General features: G+C 72.5%; 16 protein-coding genes. 13 read left to right on the top strand and 3 right to left on the bottom strand.

Annotated elements, in window-relative coordinates; translation table 11 throughout:
- Positions 1 to 33 precede the first annotated feature (33 nt).
- The 7 genes from ACIQK6_RS08815 (at position 34) to ACIQK6_RS08785 (ending at position 6,876) form a co-directional block, all read left to right on the top strand.
- Positions 34 to 429, top strand: a complete 396-nt coding sequence (locus ACIQK6_RS08815; RefSeq protein ID WP_329097891.1) for a hydrogenase maturation nickel metallochaperone HypA — start codon at positions 34 to 36, stop codon at positions 427 to 429.
- A 3-nt stretch (positions 430 to 432) separates the two neighbouring features.
- Positions 433 to 1,350 carry a hydrogenase nickel incorporation protein HypB gene (gene hypB / locus ACIQK6_RS08810; RefSeq protein WP_402694578.1) on the top strand — a complete coding sequence of 306 codons (918 nt, stop codon included), beginning with the start codon at positions 433 to 435 and terminating at the stop codon, positions 1,348 to 1,350.
- Complete coding sequence (hypF, locus tag ACIQK6_RS08805) at positions 1,350 to 3,674, top strand: carbamoyltransferase HypF (protein WP_402694577.1); 2,325 nt, start codon at positions 1,350 to 1,352, stop codon at positions 3,672 to 3,674. The genes hypB and hypF overlap by 1 nt, the downstream gene beginning before the upstream one ends.
- 34 nt (positions 3,675 to 3,708) lie before the next feature.
- Entirely contained in the window at positions 3,709 to 4,068 is a 360-nt protein-coding gene (locus tag ACIQK6_RS08800; RefSeq protein WP_329097884.1) for a HypC/HybG/HupF family hydrogenase formation chaperone, read from the top strand.
- Positions 4,065 to 5,234 carry a hydrogenase formation protein HypD gene (gene hypD / locus ACIQK6_RS08795; protein ID WP_329097882.1) on the top strand — a complete coding sequence of 390 codons (1,170 nt, stop codon included), beginning with the start codon at positions 4,065 to 4,067 and terminating at the stop codon, positions 5,232 to 5,234. The genes ACIQK6_RS08800 and hypD overlap by 4 nt, the downstream gene beginning before the upstream one ends.
- Positions 5,227 to 6,288: a hydrogenase expression/formation protein HypE gene (gene hypE, locus ACIQK6_RS08790; RefSeq protein ID WP_329097880.1), complete on the top strand. Its 1,062-nt coding sequence runs from the start codon at positions 5,227 to 5,229 to the stop codon at positions 6,286 to 6,288. The genes hypD and hypE overlap by 8 nt, the downstream gene beginning before the upstream one ends.
- Positions 6,289 to 6,585: 297 nt before the next feature.
- Complete coding sequence (locus ACIQK6_RS08785; RefSeq protein ID WP_329097878.1) at positions 6,586 to 6,876, top strand: hypothetical protein; 291 nt, start codon at positions 6,586 to 6,588, stop codon at positions 6,874 to 6,876.
- Between the two features lie 12 nt (positions 6,877 to 6,888).
- Here the strand turns inward: ACIQK6_RS08785 and ACIQK6_RS08780 are convergent, their stop codons facing one another.
- Positions 6,889 to 8,145: a cation:proton antiporter gene (locus ACIQK6_RS08780; RefSeq protein ID WP_329097876.1), complete on the bottom strand. Its 1,257-nt coding sequence runs from the start codon at positions 8,143 to 8,145 to the stop codon at positions 6,889 to 6,891.
- Positions 8,146 to 8,151: 6 nt separating this feature from the next.
- Positions 8,152 to 8,622 (bottom strand): TrkA C-terminal domain-containing protein, encoded by a 471-nt coding sequence (locus ACIQK6_RS08775; RefSeq protein WP_329097875.1) that lies wholly within the window; start codon positions 8,620 to 8,622, stop codon positions 8,152 to 8,154.
- A gap of 290 nt (positions 8,623 to 8,912) precedes the next feature.
- Here ACIQK6_RS08775 and ACIQK6_RS08770 point away from each other — a divergent pair, with 290 nt between their 5' ends.
- From ACIQK6_RS08770 to ACIQK6_RS08750, 5 genes are all read left to right on the top strand, one after another.
- Positions 8,913 to 9,887 carry a histidine kinase gene (locus ACIQK6_RS08770; protein WP_402694576.1) on the top strand — a complete coding sequence of 325 codons (975 nt, stop codon included), beginning with the start codon at positions 8,913 to 8,915 and terminating at the stop codon, positions 9,885 to 9,887.
- On the top strand, positions 9,884 to 10,549 hold the full coding sequence (locus ACIQK6_RS08765; RefSeq protein ID WP_329097871.1) for a response regulator transcription factor: 666 nt from the start codon (positions 9,884 to 9,886) through the stop codon (positions 10,547 to 10,549). Before ACIQK6_RS08770 ends, ACIQK6_RS08765 begins: the two co-directional genes overlap by 4 nt.
- A 133-nt stretch (positions 10,550 to 10,682) precedes the next feature.
- Positions 10,683 to 11,579: a peptidoglycan DD-metalloendopeptidase family protein gene (locus ACIQK6_RS08760; protein WP_402694575.1), complete on the top strand. Its 897-nt coding sequence runs from the start codon at positions 10,683 to 10,685 to the stop codon at positions 11,577 to 11,579.
- An 82-nt stretch (positions 11,580 to 11,661) separates the two neighbouring features.
- Positions 11,662 to 12,528 (top strand): FHA domain-containing protein, encoded by an 867-nt coding sequence (locus tag ACIQK6_RS08755; protein ID WP_402694574.1) that lies wholly within the window; start codon positions 11,662 to 11,664, stop codon positions 12,526 to 12,528.
- Positions 12,525 to 13,889, top strand: a complete 1,365-nt coding sequence (locus tag ACIQK6_RS08750; protein ID WP_329107528.1) for a serine/threonine-protein kinase — start codon at positions 12,525 to 12,527, stop codon at positions 13,887 to 13,889. The genes ACIQK6_RS08755 and ACIQK6_RS08750 overlap by 4 nt, the downstream gene beginning before the upstream one ends.
- 118 nt (positions 13,890 to 14,007) lie before the next feature.
- Here the strand turns inward: ACIQK6_RS08750 and ACIQK6_RS08745 are convergent, their stop codons facing one another.
- Positions 14,008 to 14,829 carry a DUF2399 domain-containing protein gene (locus tag ACIQK6_RS08745; RefSeq protein ID WP_402694573.1) on the bottom strand — a complete coding sequence of 274 codons (822 nt, stop codon included), beginning with the start codon at positions 14,827 to 14,829 and terminating at the stop codon, positions 14,008 to 14,010.
- Positions 14,830 to 15,484: 655 nt separating this feature from the next.
- On the opposite strand from ACIQK6_RS08745, the gene ACIQK6_RS08740 reads away from it, so the two are divergent.
- A complete protein-coding gene (locus ACIQK6_RS08740; protein ID WP_402694572.1) occupies positions 15,485 to 16,729 on the top strand; it encodes a multiprotein-bridging factor 1 family protein in 1,245 nt (414 codons plus the stop codon).
- The last annotated feature ends 180 nt before the right edge of the window (positions 16,730 to 16,909 follow it).

The raw sequence follows: 16,909 nt of genomic DNA, 5'->3' as shown, positions 1-16,909 counted from the left end.
CCGGTTCAATGAGCCCCGGCAGGACGGAGTCCGATGCACGAGATGTCGATCGCCATGGCCGTCGTGGGCCAGGTGGAAGAGGCGGCCCGGTCGGGCGGCGCACAGGCCGTCACCTCCGTACGGCTGCGGGTCGGTGAGCTGGCGGGGGTGGTCCCCGACGCCCTGGCCTTCTGTTTCGAACTGGCCTGCGCCGGAACGGTCCTCGAAGGCGCCGAACTCGTCACGGAGCCGGTGACGGCCCGCGCCCGCTGCGGCTCCTGCCCCGGCACCTGGGCGGTGGGCATGCCCCCCGAACTGTGCTGCCCCGGATGCGGCAGGGCCACCGAAGTGGAACTGCTCTCGGGCCGTGAGCTGGAGATCCTCAGCGTGCACTGGGAAGACGGCTCCGCCGGTGCACCCACCCGCGAACCGATTTCCGAGGAGGCCTGAACCATGTGTCGAATGGTCGATCTGCGGCAGGCGGTGCTCGCCAAGAACGACGCCACCGCCCAGGTCCTGCGCACCGAACTCACCGCCCGCGGCACGACGGTGGTCAACCTGCTCTCCAGCCCCGGCAGCGGCAAGACGGCGCTGCTGGAGCGCGAACTGCTCCTCGCGCGGGAGCGGGGCGTACCCGTGGCCGCGTTGACGGCCGACCTGGCCACCGAGAACGACGCGCTGCGGCTGGCCCGTTCGGGCGTACCGGTCAAGCAGGTCCTCACCGACGGGCTCTGCCACCTGGAGGCCGCGATGCTCGGCCGGCACCTGGACGGCTGGCTCCCCGAGGACACCCGGCTGCTCTTCGTGGAGAACGTGGGCAACCTGGTCTGCCCGGCCGGCTACGACCTGGGGGAATCGCTGCGGGTGGTGCTCGCCTCGGTGACCGAGGGTGAGGACAAGCCGCTGAAGTATCCGACCGCCTTCGGACTGGCCCAACTGGTGGTGGTCACCAAGACCGACATCGCGCGGGCCGTCGAGTTCGACGAGGCCGCCTTCCGCGCCAACGTCGAGCAGGTCAATCCCGGTGTGGAGGTGGTGCTCACCTCGGCGCGCGCGGGTGCGGGCCTGGGCGTCCTGCTCGACCGGGCGCTGGCCGCCGGGGCGGGCACCGGGACGCACACACCGGTGATGGCCCGTCAGCAGCAGGCGCACGAACACGGCCACGGCAACGAACACGGCCACGGCCACGAGCACGGCTACGTCCAGGGCCATGCTCACGAGCCCGGTCACGACCACGACCACGAGCACGACGCGGACCTTGACCACGAGCACGAGCACGACCACGACGCGGACCACGACCACGACCACGACCACGGTCACGGTCATGACCACGATCACCCGCACGTCCACACGGTCGCGCAGACCCGCTGATGGAGGCGGTGCAGCGGCGCCGGGTCACGGTCCGGGGCGTGGTCCAGGGCGTCGGCTTCCGGCCCTACGTCTACACCCGTGCGACCGGACTGGGCCTGGCCGGGCACGTCACCAACACCCCCGAGGGCGTCGTCGCGGAGGTCGAGGGCGCCCCGGCGGCGGTGTCGCGGTTCTGCGAACGGCTCGCGGCGGACGCACCCCCGCTGGCCGTCGTCGACGCCGTCGAGCACCGGGAGGTCCCCGTCGCGGGCGGCACCGGATTCACCATCATCGCCTCCCGGACCGGCGGCCCCGCCCGCACGCTGGTCTCCCCGGACGTGGCCACCTGCACCGACTGCCTCGCCGAACTGGCCGACCCGGCCGACCGGCGCCACCGGCACCCCTTCATCACCTGCACCCATTGCGGGCCGCGGTTCACCATCGTCACCGGGCTGCCGTACGACCGCACCCACACCACGATGGCCCCGTTCCCCATGTGTCCCGACTGCGCCCGCGAGTACGGGGACCCGGCCGACCGCCGCTTCCACGCCCAGCCGGTCGCCTGCCCGTCCTGCGGTCCCCGCCTCAGGCTGCTCACGGGGCGGCCGCCCCGCGAGCGCGCCGGCGCCGACCCGGTGGCCGGGGCCCGGCGGCTCCTGGTGGCCGGGGCGATCCTCGCTGTCAAGGGCCTGGGCGGCTACCACCTGGCCTGCGACGCCACCGACGCGGGCGCGGTGGCCGAGCTGCGCCGGCGCAAGGCGCGCGGGGACAAGCCCTTCGCCCTGATGGCCCGCGACCTCGCAGACGTCGAACGGTTCGCACACATCGGCCCGGAGGAACGCGCCCTCCTCACCGGCGGCGTACGGCCCATCGTGCTGCTCCGCCGGCGTGCCGGTGCGGGCGGCCCGGACGGGGTCGCCCCCGGCGCTCCCGACCTCGGCGTGATGCTCCCGTACACCCCCGTCCACCACCTGCTGCTCGGCCTGCCCGGGGATCCCCCGGGCCCCCGGCTGCTCGTCATGACCAGCGGGAACCTCGCGGGGGAGCCCATCGTCACCGACGACGACGAGGCCCTGGAACGGCTCGCCGACCTCGCCGACGGATGGCTCACGCACGACCGCCCCATCCACGTGCCGTGCGATGACTCCGTGGTGCGGGTGTGCGACGGGGAGACGCTGACCGTACGCCGCTCGCGCGGATACGCCCCGCTCCCGTTGACCCTGCCGGTGCCCGTCCCCGCGAGCCTCGCCGCGGGCGGGGACCTGAAGAACACCTTCTGCCTCGGCGAAGGGCGCCGGGTCTGGCTGTCCGCCCACATCGGCGACATGGACGACCTCGCCACCCAGTACGCCCTCGAAGGCGCCGAGCGGCAACTGGAGTCCATCACCGGCGTCGCCCCCGTGCTCCTCGCCGCCGACCGGCACCCCGGCTACCGCACCACCCGGTGGGCGGAGCGCGCCGCGGGCGCCCGGCCGCTCGTCCGCGTCCAGCACCACCACGCGCACATCGCCTCCGCCATGGCGGAACACGGCCGGGGCCCCGGCCGCCCGGTGATCGGGGTCGCCTTCGACGGCACCGGCTACGGCGACGACGGCGCCGTGTGGGGCGGCGAGGTCCTCCTCGCCGACTACGCCGAGTTCACCCGGTTCGCCCACCTCGCGTACGTCCCGCTGCCGGGCGGCGACGCGGCCGTGCACCGCCCGTACCGGATGGCGCTGTCCCACCTGCGGGCCGCGGGCATCGAACGGACCCCGGACCTACCCTGCACGACCGCCTGTCCGCCGGGTGAACTCACAGTGCTGGAACGTCAGTTGGAACGGGGGCTGAACTGCGTCCCGACCTCCAGCATGGGCCGCCTCTTCGACGCCGTCTCCTCCCTCGCCGGCATCTGCCACCTGGCCGGCTACGAGGCGCAGGCCGCCATCGAGCTGGAGGGCGCGGCCCTGAGGGCGAGCGGAGCCGATCCCGGGCCCGGCTACGCCTTCGACCTGCACGGGGCACCCGGCCCCGACGGCGGGCCGGTCACCGCCGATCCGGCGCCCGTACTGGCCGCCGTGGTGGCCGACGTCCGCGCCGGCACGGACCCGGCGCTGATCGCCGCCCGCTTCCACACCGGTGTCGCCGCCCTCGTCGCCACGCTCTGCGCGCTCGCGCGCGAGCGGCACGGCCTGGACACCGTCGCCCTGACCGGTGGGGTCTTCGCCAACACCCTGCTCTCGACGGAGTGCGCCCGACGCCTGGGCGCGGCCGGATTCACCGTTCTGCGGCACGGTCGGGTTCCCCCGAACGACGGCGGCCTGTCCCTCGGCCAGCTCATGGTGGCCGCCGCGCACCACACCCCCTGACACGCCCCGACACACCCACAGCAAGGAGAAGCCCATGTGCTTGGCGGTGCCCGGCAGAGTGCTCGACATCGGGGAGAAGGACGGCACCCGCATGGCCACCGTCGACTTCGGCGGTGTGCAGAAGGAGGTGTGCCTGGAGTACTTGCCGGACCTCCAGGTGGGCGAGTACGCCATCGTCCACGTGGGCTTCGCCCTCCAGCGCCTCGACGAGGAGTCGGCCAAGCAGACCCTCGAACTCTTCGCGCAACTCGGGATGCTGCAGGAGGAGTTCGGCGACCCGTGGGAGCAGGCCGCCGCGGCCGGCGGCGACCCCTGGCCCTTCGCCCACGATCCCGACCTCGAACCCGGACCCGCGCCCGCCCTCGCCGCACCGCAGGAGGAAGTCCAGCCGTGAAGTACATCGAGGAGTTCCAGGACCCGGCCCTCGCCCGCCGGCTGCTGGACGACATCCACGCCACCGTGACCCGCCCCTGGGCCCTGATGGAGGTGTGCGGCGGTCAGACCCACACCATCATCCGGCACGGGATCGATCAACTGCTGCCGGAACAAGTGGAGTTGATTCACGGACCGGGCTGTCCGGTGTGCGTCACCCCGTTGGAGGTCATCGACAAGGCGTTGGAGATCGCCTCCCGCCCCGATGTGATCTTCTGTTCCTTCGGGGACATGCTCCGGGTGCCCGGGACCGGCCGCGACCTGTTCCAGGTGCGCAGCGAGGGAGGCGACGTACGCGTCGTCTACTCCCCGCTCGACGCCCTGCGGATCGCCCAGGAGAACCCGAAGCACCAGGTGGTCTTCTTCGGCATCGGCTTCGAGACCACGGCGCCGCCCAACGCCATGACCGTCCACCAGGCGAAGAAGCTGGACATCCCCAACTTCAGCCTGCTGGTCTCCCACGTCCGGGTGCCCCCGGCGATCGAGGCGATCATGCAGTCGCCGAGCTGCCGGGTCCAGGGCTTCCTCGCCGCCGGACACGTGTGCAGCGTGATGGGCGTGCGCGAGTACCCCGAATTGGCCGCGCGCCACCGGGTGCCGATCGTGGTGACGGGCTTCGAACCGCTGGACATCCTGGAGGGCGTACGACGGGCCGTACGGCAGCTGGAGCGCGGCGAGCACACCGTCGACAACGCCTACGCGCGCGCCGTGCGCCCCGAGGGCAACCCGGCCGCCCTCGCCATGCTGGAGGACGTCTTCGAGGTCACCGACCGGGCCTGGCGGGGCATCGGAGTGATCCCCGACAGCGGCTGGCGGCTGTCGGAGCGCTACCGGGACTTCGATGCCGAACACCGCTTCTCGGTCACCGGCATCAACACCCGTGAACCGGCCGAGTGCCGCAGCGGCGAGGTGCTCCAGGGGCTGCTGAAACCGCACGAGTGCGAGGCCTTCGGCACGCTGTGCACCCCGCGCAGCCCGCTCGGCGCCACCATGGTCTCCAGCGAGGGCGCCTGCGCCGCGTACTACCTCTACCGGCGGCTGGAGCTGGGAACCGTGCCCGCTGCCAAGACGGCCGCGACCGCCCCGACCGCTGCGAGCGCCCCGCTGGAGGCGAGCCCCGTTGTCTGACACCGCACTCGACATCACCGGCTGGACCTGCCCGGCCCCGCTGCGCGACCGCCCCCGCGTGGTGATGGGCCACGGCGGCGGGGGCGCACTCTCCGCCGAGCTGGTCCAGCACCTCTTCGCCCCGGCCTTCGGCGGTGACGTGCTCGCCCAGCTCGGGGACTCCGCGGCGCTCTCCCTGGGCGGGGTCCGGCTGGCCTTCTCCACCGACTCCTACGTGGTGCGGCCGCTGTTCTTCCCCGGCGGCTCCATCGGCGACCTCGCGGTCAACGGCACGGTCAACGACCTGGCCATGAGCGGAGCCGAAGCGGCGTACCTGTCCTGCGGGTTCATCCTGGAGGAGGGCGTCGAGATGCCGGTGGTGGCGCGCGTGGCCGAGGCCATGGGCGCGGCCGCGCGCGCCGCGGGCGTGGAGGTCGCGACCGGCGACACCAAGGTCGTGGAAGCGGGCCACGGGGACGGCATCTACATCAACACCGCGGGCATCGGCGTCATCCCCGACGGGGTGGACCTGCGCCCGCAGCGCGTCGTCCCCGGAGACGTCGTCATCGTCAGCGGTGAGATCGGGCTCCACGGCGTGGCGATCATGAGCGTCCGGGAGGGACTCGAGTTCGGCGTGGACGTCCAGAGCGACTGCGCGGCCCTGGGCGGACTCGTCCGGAGCATGCTCGAGGTCGCCCCGGACCTCCACGTCCTGCGCGACCCCACCCGGGGCGGCCTGGCGGCCTCCCTGAACGAGATCGCGGCCGCTTCGGGCACCGGTGTCGTGATCCACGAGGGCCGCGTCCCGGTCCCCGCGGCTGTCGCGAACGCCTGCGCGATCCTCGGGCTCGACCCGCTCTACGTGGCCAACGAGGGCAAGTTGGTCGCCTTCGTGCCCCGCGAGCACGCCGACGCCGTCCTCGACGCCATGCGCGCCCATCCGCTGGGCCGCCGCGCGACGGTGATCGGTGAGGCCGTCGACGCCCACCCGGGCCTGGTCGTGGCCCGCACCGCCCTCGGCGGCACCCGCGTGGTCGACCTGCCCATCGGGGAGCAGCTGCCGCGCATCTGCTGACCGGTGCGGAAGATGGGTGCCGGCCCCGATGTGCGGTGGCGGTGGGCCGGGCGATGCTGGGGGTGTCCGCATGGTCCCTGCCCGGCCACCGCCGGGAGGCGCCGCGGGCCGCGGAGCCCCGTACGCCCGCCGGCCTGCCGGCCGCGGGGTCCGGGGCGCGTGACCGCCCGCGACGGACGCCGCGCGGCACGCCCGCACGGCGGCGCCGCAGCTTCGCGGCACGCCCGCCTCCCGGACCGGTGAACATCCCTGCGTCCCAGGTGCGTCGACGAGGAGCGGACCGAAAGGAGCGGGGCCATGCCGCGATCCGACGGAGCGAGGACCACCCGTCCCGGATCCCCGGCCGGGTACCGGTGTCCGCCACCCGCCCGGGGCCGCGGCGCGCGACGCCCGCGCCGACCCCGTGCACACCGCAGGGCCGGCGCCTGGCTGGCCGTCGTCCTGGGGGTCTGGTGCACCGTGGCCGGGGCCACCCTGCCCAACGGCCTGGTGTTCGCGGCCGGGCTGGTCGTGGCCGCGCTGGCGGTGAACCGCTTCGGCGCGGAGCCCCGTACGGCCCGCAGGGCGAAGCCGATGGCCCCGCCCTGACCGCCGGGTCGTTTACGGCCGCCCGGCGGGATCCTGGTCGGGAGCCGGCTCCGCGACGGCCTCCGGGGACCGTGCGGGAGAGGGTACGGCCGCGAGCAGCGGGGTCTTCACGGTGCGCCGCCCCCGGAACCGGGCGGCCAGCGGCTCGGTGTAGCGGGCGGTGAGCGGACCGATCACCACGAGGATCAGCACGTAGGCGGTGGCCAGCGGCCCGAGGGCCGGTTCGATGCCGGCGGTGACGGCGAGACCGGCGATGACGATCGAGAACTCCCCGCGGGCAACGAGGGTTCCGCCGGCCCGCCAGCGGCCCTTGACCCCGACCCCGGCGCGCTTCGCGGCCCAGTACCCGGTGGCGATCTTCGTGCCGGCGGTGACCAGGGCGAGCGCGAGCGCCGGCAGCAGTACGGGCGGGATGCTGGCCGGGTCGGTGTGCAGGCCGAAGAAGACGAAGAACACCGCCGCGAACAGGTCCCGGAGCGGGCTGAGCAGGGTGTGCGTACCCTCGGCCACCTCACCGGACAGGGCGATGCCGACCAGGAACGCTCCGACCGCGGCCGACACCTGTAGCTGCTGGGCGATGCCCGCGACCAGCAGGGTCAGGCCCAGAACGACGAGGAGCAGCTTCTCCGGGTCGTCGCTGGAGACGAACCGGGAGATGAGCCGGCCGTAGCGGACGGCGACGAACAGCACCGCGCCCGCCACGCCGAGCGCGATCGCCAGGGTCAGGCTGCCCGCCGCGAGACCGACCCCGGCCAGCAGCGCGGTGATGATCGGCAGGTAGACGGCCATGGCCAGGTCTTCCAGCACCAGGACGCTGAGGATGACCGGGGTCTCGCGGTTGCCGAGCCGCCCGAGGTCCCCCATCACCTTGGCGATGACGCCCGAGGACGAGATCCAGGTGACCCCCGCCAGGACCACGGCGGCCACCGGACCCCAGCCCATGAGCAGCGCGGCGACCGCGCCGGGTACGGCGTTGAGGGTGAAGTCGACCAGCCCGGCCGGGTACTGGGTCTTGAGGTTGGAGACGAGGTCGGTGGCCGTGTACTCCAGCCCCAGCATCAGCAGCAGCAAGATGACGCCGATCTCGGCGCCGATCGCCACGAACTCCTCGCTCGCGCCCATGGGCAGCAGCCCGCCCGTGCCGAAGGCGAGACCGGCCAGCAGGTACAGGGGTATCGGGGAGAAGCGGAAGCGCCCGGCGAGCCTGCCCAGCAGACCCAGGCCCAGGATGATCGCACCGAACTCGATCAGGAAGAGAGCAGAGTGCACAGGCGATCACTCCCGTCCGAGTATGGAGGCGGCCGCGTCGACGCCCTCGCGGGTGCCGATCACGATGAGCGTGTCCCCGCCGGCGAGGCGGAAGTCGGGAGCGGGGGAGGGGCGGGCCTCGGCCCGCCGCAGGACCGCCACGATCGAGACGCCGGTCTCCGTCCGCATCCGGGTCTCGCCCAGCAGCCGGCCGTTCCAGTACGAGTGCGCGGACAGCTCGATGCGCTCGGCGACCAGCCCGAGGTCGGTCGTGTGCAGGAGGTTGGGGCTGTGGTGCGCGGGCATCAGGGCGTCGATCAGCGAGGTGGCCTCGGCCCCGGACAGGTGCAGCGACTGGGCGCACGCGTCAGGATCGTCCGCGCGGTAGAGGTTCACCGTACGGGTGCCGTCGCGGTGCGCGATCACCGACAGGTGGCGCCGCTCGCGGGTGGTGAGGTCGTACTGGACCCCGATGCCGGGCAGTGGCGTGGCGCTCATCCGTGGAGCAGGCACAGCTCTGTCCCCCCTTGCTTCGTGTTCGACGGTGGTGCGGCGCAGCTCGGGCGGACGGCAGGATCCGGCTGCTGCGCGGGCTCATGGTGCCACCTCGCACAGGGGGCGGCATATGGGTGTCAGCACGGATGGACAAGAGCCCCGGCGGACGACAGGGTGAAGCGGGGACACCGGTCCCACCGCAGGTCACCGCAGGTGCGGGAGCGTATCGGCGGGGATAGTGGAAGCAAACGATCCGCCGGAGCGGCGGATCCCGGAACGAGCGAGGGACGCCCGTGTCGCTGTACTGGCGGATCTTCCTGCTCAACGCGGCCGTCCTCGTCACCGCCGTCCTGCTGCTGTTCGGCCCGGTCACCGTCTCCACCCCGGTCCTCTTCGGCGAGGCCGTGGTGTTGCTCGCCGGCCTGGCCGCCATGCTGATCGCCAACGCCGCCCTGCTCCGGATCGGTCTGGCACCGCTCGGCCGGCTGACCCGCGCCATGAGCGCGGTCGACCTGCTGCGCCCAGGCGGCCGGGTCCGGGTGGAGGGCCCTGCCGAAGTGGCCGAGCTGACCACCTCCTTCAACGCCATGCTGGGCCGGCTGGAGGCCGAACGGGCCGGCAGCAGCGCCCGCGCCCTCTCCGCGCAGGAAGCCGAACGGCGGCGCATCGCCCAGGAACTCCACGACGAGGTCGGCCAGACCCTCACCGCGGTCCTGCTCCAGCTCAAGCACGCTGCCGACCGCGCCCCGGCCCCCTTGCGGGAGGAGCTGCGCCAGGTGCAGGAGACGACCCGCACCAGCCTGGACGAGATCCGCCGCATCGCCCGCAGGCTGCGGCCGGGGGTCCTGGAGGAACTCGGGCTGCACAGTGCCGTGCGCGCGCTGACGGCCGAGTTCACCAGCGGGTCGCTGACCGTGCGGCACGTCATCGGCCCCCAGGTGCCCCCGCTGGACGAAGCGGCCGAACTCGTCGTCTACCGGGTAGCCCAGGAGGCCCTGACCAACGCCGCCCGGCACGCGGGCGCGAGGGAGGTCGAGGTGCACCTGTCGGCCCGGCCCGGCGGAGCGGTCCGCCTGCTGGTGCGGGACGACGGCCGGGGCATCGGCCCCGCCGGTGAGGGCGCGGGGATCCAGGGCATGCGGGAACGGGCCCTGCTGATCGGTGCGGACCTCGCCATCGGGAGCGGCCCGCAGGGCGGCACCGACGTACGGCTGGACGTACCCGCCGTCACCACCGCCGCCGCCGCGACCACGGAGGGAAACCCTTGACCACCCCGGAACGTACGCCGACCCGCGTCCTGCTCGCCGACGACCACGCCCTCGTACGGCGCGGGGTCCGGCTCATCCTCGACGCCGAGCCGGATCTGACGGTGGTCGCCGAGGCCGGGGACGGCGCGGAGGCCGTCGCCCTGGCCCGTACCGGGGAGGTGGACCTCGCCGTCCTCGACGTGGCCATGCCCCGGATGACCGGACTGCAGGCCGCACGGGAACTCTCCCGGCTGCGGCCGGAGCTGCGCATCCTCATCCTGACCATGTACGACAACGAGCAGTACTTCTTCGAGGCGCTCAAGGCCGGGGCGGCCGGATACGTCCCCAAGTCGGTCGCCGACCGCGATCTGGTCGAGGCCTGCCGGGCGGCGATCCGGGACGAGCCCTTCATCTATCCCGGGGCCGAGACCACCCTCATCCGCAACTACCTGGACCGGGCCCGCCAGGGCGATCCGCTGCCCGCCCGGGCGATCACCGAGCGCGAGGAGGAGATCCTCAAGCTCGTCGCGGAAGGCCACTCCTCGAAGGAGATCGGCGACCTCCTCGTCATCAGCGCCAAGACCGTGGAGCGCCACCGGGCCAACCTGCTGCAGAAGCTGGGGATGCGCGACCGGCTGGAGCTGACCCGGTACGCGATCCGGGTCGGGCTCATCGAGCCGTAGGGAAGGTCGCCCGCCCCCCACCCTCGTAGCTACGAGGTGGTGCCGTCCGGGCACCGTCCCCCAGCATGGCGCGGGAGACCGCCCGTCCGGGCGCCGTCCACGGGGGCCGGGAGGGGAAGACGTGCTGCGCCATATGAGCAGGCTGCGAGCGGCGGTGTTGATGTGCCTGGCGGGGCTGGTGCTGGCGGGTGCGCCCGCGCCCGCCTCCGCGTCCATTGCCCCCGCCCCCGCCCCCGCCCGTGTCCCTTCCCCTGCCCCTGCCGCTGCTGCGGGGAAGCCGCTGTTCCAGCTGCCCTTCCCGTGCGGGACCAACTGGCAGCTGAACACCTGGGGTCACAACCCGGCGCTGGACATCGTGGTGGAGGGCAACACCGGCTCCGACGGGCTGCCCGTCCTGCCGTCCGCTGCCGGCACGGTGGCCGCCACGTACTGGACCAACGGTTCGGGCAACACCATCCAGATCAACCACGGCAACGGCTGGTTCACGGCGTACTACCACCTCAAGGACGACCCGGCGACCTACGTCAAGAAGGGCGACGCCGTCCAGCCGTCCACCCGGATCGGCCGGATCGGTACCTCGGGCGCCTCCACCTGGTCCCACCTGCACTACGAGCAGCGCTACCTGGCTTCGGGCGACTTCACCGACGAGAGCCACCGCGTCCCGGTCCACTTCGACGGGGTCGAGTACACGGGCGACGCGAAGGAATGGCCCACCGTCACCAGCCGCAACTGCGCCGGCACGCCGCCCCCCGCCTGGCAGGACTGCCCGCTCGGCTACGTCTGCTTCTACTCGGGGGTGGAGGGCACGGGCACCGTCTGCCGCTCCGCCGTCGACGAGCCCCGGAGCACGTGCGGGATGCGCAGGTCCTTCTTCAACAACGGCACGCCGCAGCCGGGTTACGACCACGTGCAGGTGTACTTCCGGGAGGGAGGCAGCGCCTGTCTGCACCGCGGCTGGGACGAGGGGCGCGGAAACCTCCCCGCCGGGGGCCGGACCATCGAGCGCTTCCAGTGGCGAGGAGAGTGCTGAAGGGCCGAAGACGAGCCATCGTTGTAGGAACGATTGATTCCGCTGGCTAACCTTCCCCTGCACCTTCGGGGAAGGATCCAGCGTGAACAGCATCATCGTCGTTCCGGGGCCCACCATGTCCCCGGCCGCACAGATCCGCCTGGCACCGGGGCAGACCCTCCGGTTCGGCCGTGAACCCCTTCGCCGCACCGGCACCGGCACCCGCACCGGCACCGGCACCCGCACCGGCACCGGCACCCGCACCGGAATCGGCATTGGCACCGGCACCGGAATCGGCGGCAGCAGCTTCGGACCGCACGCCCTGTACGTCCCGCACGCCGGCGTCTCCCGTTCGGCGGGGGAGATCACCGCCACGGCCACGTACTGGTCGCTCAGCAACTTCTCCCGCTCCGCGACGTACGTGGTCGAGAACCCCGAGGGCGCCGGCGAACACATCAAGATCGCCCCCGGCCGCCTCGACGCACCGGTCCCGTTCGAATTCGCCCGGCTCGTCCTGCCCGCCGGCTCCCAACTGCTCACCCTGGACGTCTGGGCACCGCGCCACGACTACGCCGACCGCGACGACCCCGGCGGGGCCGACGGGGAGCCCGAAGGGGAGCCGACCGCACTCCCCTTCCCGCTCGACCGCTCCAGCCGGTACTTCCTGGTCCTCACCGCGCTCTGCGAGCCGAGGCTGCGCGGCGCACCGCACGCGCCCCTGCCCACCGTCGAGCAGGTGGTCGACCGGCTGAACCCGTCCTGGCCCGCGGCCAACCGCGCCGCCGTGCAGTGGAACATCGACTACCTCGCGGTCAAACTGCGCCTCAAGCCCGGCCCCGAGACGGTGGATCCCGGGCCGCGACTGGTCGGCAAGAAGGAGACCCTGGTCTCGCTGGCCCTGCGCTTCGACCTCGTCCGCGAGAGCGACCTGGCGGCCCTGCCGGCCGCCCCGACCGGTACCGCCCGCTGACCGGGAGGGCCGGGCCCCTCGGCGCCCTCCGGGTCCCGGCCGGCTACCGCATCGGCCCCTGGGTCGTCGGGCAACTGCTGGGAGCCGGTGCCTTCGGCAGCGTCTACGCGGCCCTGCGCGCCGTACCCGAGCCCGGCCTGCCCGGCCGGGCCGCGCTCAAGGTCCTGGCGACCGGAACCCGCACCCCGCGCCAGCTCCGGCACCTGGTCGAGCTCGCCGAGCGCGAGACCGAGGTACTGCGCCGGGTGCGCACGCCCCGGCTGATCCGGCTGTACGAGGTGCTCACGGTCGACGACCCCGGCCGGCCCGAACTCGACGGCGCCACCGTCCTCGTCCTGGAGCAGGCACAGGGCTCCCTGGACACCCTGCTGGTCGACGGAGTTCCACGGTCCGGGCCCGCCCTGCTCGCCCAGGTCTGCGAAGGACTCGACCAACTGCACCGGGCGGGCTGGGTGCACGGCGACCTCAAGCCGGGCAACGTCCTGCTGATGGCCGACGGCACGGCACGGCTGGGCGACTTCAACATGGCCGCGGAGCTGGAGGGCACCCACGCCTACTCACCGGCCTTCGCGACGCCCGACTACACCCCACCTGACCTGCTCTGGTCGGAGGTCGGCGAACGCGGTACGAAGATCCGCCCGACGGCCGACATCTGGGCCTTCGGCGTACTGGCCCACGTCGTCCTGACCGGCGCCCTACCGCTGCCAGGCGGCACCCCCGCCGCCCGCCGGGACTCCGCACTGCGCTACGCAAGGGGCGAGGAGGAGCTGCGACTGTCGCCGGAACTCCCGGAGCACTGGCGGGACATCGTCCACGACTGCCTGGCCCGAAGGCACGAGGACCGGGCCCCGCACACCGCCGCGTCGCTACTGGGCCGGGTGGCGGCGGCGGTCGCCGCCCCGCCCGCCCCGCCGGCCCCGCCCCTTCCGGTACCGCGTCGGCGGCGCCGCGCGCTGATCGCGGTCGGCGCGGCGGTGCTCGCCGCCGGCCTGGGCGCCGTCTGGGGCTCCGGGCTCTTCCACCTCGGCGACTCCGCCGGGGTGTTGGGGTACGACCGGTGCTGGCGCGGGGCGGTCTGCTTCTTCTCGGAGGAGGACGGTCGGGGCGAGATGTGCTCCTGGGTCGACGGCAGCGCCGACTGGATCGACGGCCCGGCCCCCTGTCCCTGGACGGCCCGCAGCGCACCCCGCTCGGTCTTCAACAACGGGTTCGACCTCACGGAGGGCGCGACCAAGGTCGACGTCGTCTACTACGGCCAGCCGGCCCAACAGGAGCCGCTGGGCTGCGTGAAGGTGCGCACGAGAGCCAACGTGAGCAGCACGACCCCGCCGCGCTCGCACGCCTGGGTGCCGAACTGCTGAGGGCCACCAGGCCACGGCGGACCCACCTCCCCGCCGCCCGACCGAGCAATTCGAGCCATTCGCGCCATGTTCGACCGCCGCAGCGACCGACCCTACCGCCTCCCGGCGAGCTGCAGGCTCAGGCCACGTCCGCCACCAGCAGGTCCAGTGTGGCTTCCTCGTGCAGGGCCATGCCGAGCGCGGCCATGGCCGGGGCGCGGCCCGGATCCCAGTCCGCGGTGGTCGGCTGGCCGGTGAGCGGGTGCTGCGGGACGTTCCGGGCCCGGGTGCGCGCGGCGAGCTGCTCGTAGTCCTCGGCGCCCATCCGCCACCGCTGCGCGCCGTAGCGGTGCACCACGCGGTTGGCCAGGGTGATGCCCGGCCAGTCGAAGTCGCCGTGATAGGCGAAGCGGCAGCCGGTGGCGGCGAGGGATTCGAGGAGGGTGAGGACCACGGTCGCGGCACTTCCCGAGGTGCACACGATGGGGTGTGCGCAGGCGGCGTCGGCCGCGGCCTCCACCACGTGCGGGTTCTTACAGATGCGGACGAGGGTGCCGGCCGGCAGCGAGAGCCGCAGGGCGTGCACGTCGCGCAGGGTGAGGTGGGTTTCCACGTGGTGGACCGCTCGTTCGTAGAGGGAGCGTTCCCGCCAGCTTCCGCCGTCGGGACGCAAGCCGTAGGCGAGCACCGTGCTGGAGACCTCGTCCGGTGTGAGGGACGCGAGCCGCCACATGGCACGGCGTCCGGCCGCGTCGTCGGGGAGCTCGGTGTCGTGGGCGAGGACGATGCCCCGTTGGACGACGCGCGCCAGCCAGGTCCCGTCGTCCAGGCCGTGGGCCGACCCGGTTGCTTCGGCAGCGAGGTCGCCCCGCCCCCAGGTACCGGCCCGCTCGGGACCGAAGAGCAGGACGAGGACCTGGACCGCCTGCTGGAGGGTACGGACCGCTGTCGCGGGTGGCACACCGCTGGGTACGCCCGTGCGGCGCAGCCCGTCGTACTACCGCCAGGCCCACTCCTCGTCGGCGAGTCGGCACCCCTCCAGGGACGAGGCGAGCGAGGACGTGCGCTCGTACTACCGCTCACGCAGTTGGTCGCAGAAGTCTGTCTCACCGTACTTGCACAGATCAACACTGCGCAGGAGGTGATCTCGCCCTGCAGTCAGAACTCCCGCAACAGCTTTGGATTGCTGGTGACGCCCCTTTCCCACCAGTGAGCCGGAGGCCATCGACCCGGCCACGCCCGCTCCACTCGTCGATCAGTTGGCTGTCCACTGCCTTTGCCTGCTGCGGCTTGACCACCTTGACAGTCTCGGCTCTTGGTGGAGTGATCGGGCGAAGTCACATACTCCGTCAATCTCGATCGATTTGTCCCGACTGCGATCGATTCCGGTCACGGCAAGGAACAGGCAGAGCGCAACGGAGGGTGTAAGAGGCAACGGGCAACACCGTCGAACCTCGATCCTCAAGGTCGGCCTCGTGTCAAACTCGTTCTCGGATGCGAAGCGATGGGGCTTCGATGCGGCGGGTGTTCGCCATCGGTCTTTGTGTCGACTGGTGAGCGAGAGTTCCACGTAAGGGCTACGACCCTCACGTTCGCTATTCAAAGAGAGGCCAATAATGAGTGCAACTTCACGTTTCGGCCCAGAACTTCGTCGCTTACGACAGGATGCGGGACTGACTCTGACTGAGTTCTCCGTGGCACTCAACTACGACAAGGGGTACCTCAGCAAAGTCGAACGTGGGGAGCGTTCTGCGTCCCCCGAGCTGGCCCGGCGATGCGACGCTTTTCTTGGCGCGAACGGTGAGTTGCAGCGTCTGGCAGCCCGCTCCGAGACCGAATCGGACACCACCGAAAACCCCGACACCCCGAGCCCGTGGCTCGTCGGGCGCCGGGAGGTTCTCGCGGCGGGTACGGGAGCACTGATCGACCTCGGACTGAAACTCGGCGGTCAGGCGTTCTCTGCCAAAGACCCCCTCCTTCCCTCCTTCCGCACGCAGTTCGACCAGCTGCGAATGCTTGGCCAGTCCACCGCGCCAAAGGTCTTGCTTCCCCTGCTGGAGGCTCAGACGCGCACGATCGCCGCGCTGGCTGCCGACACGCCGTCCGTCACTCGGGCCCCCGCGCTCCTGCTTGCCTCGCGGTTTGCGGAGTTCACCGGCTGGATGGCCCAGGAGGCCGGAGACAACGCCGCGGCACTCGGCTGGACCGGTGAGGCCGACGGACTGGCACGCGCAGGGGGTGATCCGTACCTCGGTTCCTACGCGCTTGTGCGCCGCGCCCTGGTCACGCTCTACGGTGGGGACGCCGCGAGCACCGTCGCCCTGGCCCGACGGGCGCAGAGCGACAAACTGCCGCCGCGCATCCGGGGGCTCGCGGCCCAGCGGGAGGCGCAGGGGCACGCGCTGGTCGGCGACGAACTCGACTGCCTTCGCAGCCTCGACAGGGCACGGGAGCTGCTCGACAGTGATGACGCCCGCAGCGGCGCCGGCCCCGTTATCGGCACCACCAACGTGAGCGATCCGGCGGCGATGACGACCGGCTGGTGCCTGTACGACCTCGGTCGGCCCAAGGCCGCTGCCGAGGTCCTTGACCGGGAGTGCCGTCGCCTCCCGCCGCAAGCGCTGCGAACCCGCGCCCGATACGGCTTTCGCAGGTCCTTGGCCCACGCGGCCTCCGGAGAGGTCGAACGTGCGTGCGCGATCGCCGGGGAGCTCTTGGCGGTGATGCCGGCCGTACCCTCGGTGACGGTGAACAGCGATGTCAGGCGTCTCGCGCGGGAACTCTCCAGGTTCCGGAGCAGCCGGGCCGTACACGATCTCCAACCGGCGCTGGCGCGGGTGCTCGCCCCCGCGCACGACTGACAACGACTCCGCGACCGATACGGGCTCGAGCGGCGTGTCTCGCCGGACTGCCCGGTCCCTCCAGATCCGATGCGCCCCGGCGAGACCCTCCAGTCCCCGCCTGATGCGTCGCGCTGCGCCCCGGCTTTTCGGGGTTGTCCGCAGTCAGTGACCCGCAGGGTCGTGAGCATCCTTAGGCCC

Source organism: Streptomyces sp. NPDC091682, from assembly GCF_044756625.1.
Lineage (GTDB): Bacteria > Actinomycetota > Actinomycetes > Streptomycetales > Streptomycetaceae > Streptomyces.
This window is presented reverse-complemented; position numbering and strand designations above follow the sequence as displayed.